At 70.4% G+C, this 1,224-nt stretch carries 1 protein-coding gene and 1 pseudogene; both read right to left on the reverse strand.

Translation table 11 applies throughout. The features are described from left to right. Positions 1-960 (reverse strand): hydantoinase B/oxoprolinase family protein (locus tag ROTAS13_RS24720; RefSeq protein WP_139323578.1); only part of this gene is annotated, 960 nt, incomplete at its 3' end. Positions 961-965: 5 nt separating this feature from the next. Further along, positions 966-1,224: pseudogene (locus ROTAS13_RS24725) on the reverse strand (hypothetical protein); the annotation flags it as partial.

A 1,224-nucleotide genomic window follows, 5' to 3' on the forward strand; every position in this document is an offset into this window, starting at 1 on the left:
GCCTTCCGGCGCGATCACGGCGATGGGGCGGTAGCATCCGGCATTGGCCGGGATCGGCTCGTCGGCGACGGCCATCACCGCATAGGAGACGGCGGAATGGGCCGAGGCGAGCGTGGCGTTCACCGGCCCCAGCGCCTGCGGGCCGCAGCCGGAAAGATCGACCGACATCTCCTCGCCACGCACGGTGATGGCGGCATGGATGCGGATGGGCGCGTCAGTGATGCCGTCGTCGTCGAGGAAATCCTCGAATGCGTAGTGCCCATCCGGGATGCGGCCGATCATCGCCCGCATGGCGCGCTCGGACCCGTCCAGGATCTGCGCGCAGCCCGCGACCACCGCCGCGGCGCCGAAGCGCGCGGCCAGCTTGCGCAGGTTGCCCTCGCCCACGGCGAGCGAGGCGATCTGCGCCTGGAGGTCGCCCCAGAGGATCTCCGGCTGGCGCACGTTCTGCCGCATCACCGCCAGCAGGTCGGCGTTCAGCACGCCGCGCCGGCAAAGCTTCAGCGGCGGCAGGCGCAGCCCTTCCTGGAAGATCTCGGTCGCGGTCGCGGCATAGGAGCCCGCCGCCATGCCGCCCATGTCGAGATGGTGGCAGAGCGTGCCGACGATGGCGATGCGCTCCCCCTCCGCGAAGACCGGGCGGAAGGCCAGGATGTCGGGAATGTGCTGGCCGCCGCAATAGGGATCGTTGGTGATGACGACATCGCCTTCCTCCCACTGTGCCAGCGGCAGGTGGTCGCGCACCACGGTCAGCAGCCCGGCGCTCATCGAGTTCAGGTGCTGCGGGATGCGGGCGGATTGCGCGACGTTGTAGCCGTCGCGGTCGAAGACGGCGGTGGAATAGTCCAGCAGTTCCCGCACCACGGTGGAGCGGCTGGTGCGCCAGACCGTCACGTCCATCTCGGCGGCGGCGGCGGTCAGGCCGTTGCGCAGGACCTCCAGTTCGACAGGACCGAGCATGACCGTCACGCCTCCTGCTTCCGCGCGATCAGCGTCCCGTCCGGCCCGGGCGCGCAGCGCCAGCCGGGGGCGATGAAGGCGGTGGTGTATTCCTCCTCGATCAGCGCAGGCCCTTCGACCGGGGCGGCGACCTGCTCGCGCTGGTGCACCGCGGCCTCCTGCCAGCGCCCGCCGAGGAAGATCCGCCGTGCCTCCGGCCTGCGATCGGCGCCCAGGCCGGGGCCTGTCTCTTGATCACAAGTCTCGACGTCAGCATAGAGAGGT

This window comes from Roseomonas sp. TAS13 (genome assembly GCF_001950415.1).
Lineage (GTDB): Bacteria > Pseudomonadota > Alphaproteobacteria > Acetobacterales > Acetobacteraceae > Roseomonas > Roseomonas mucosa.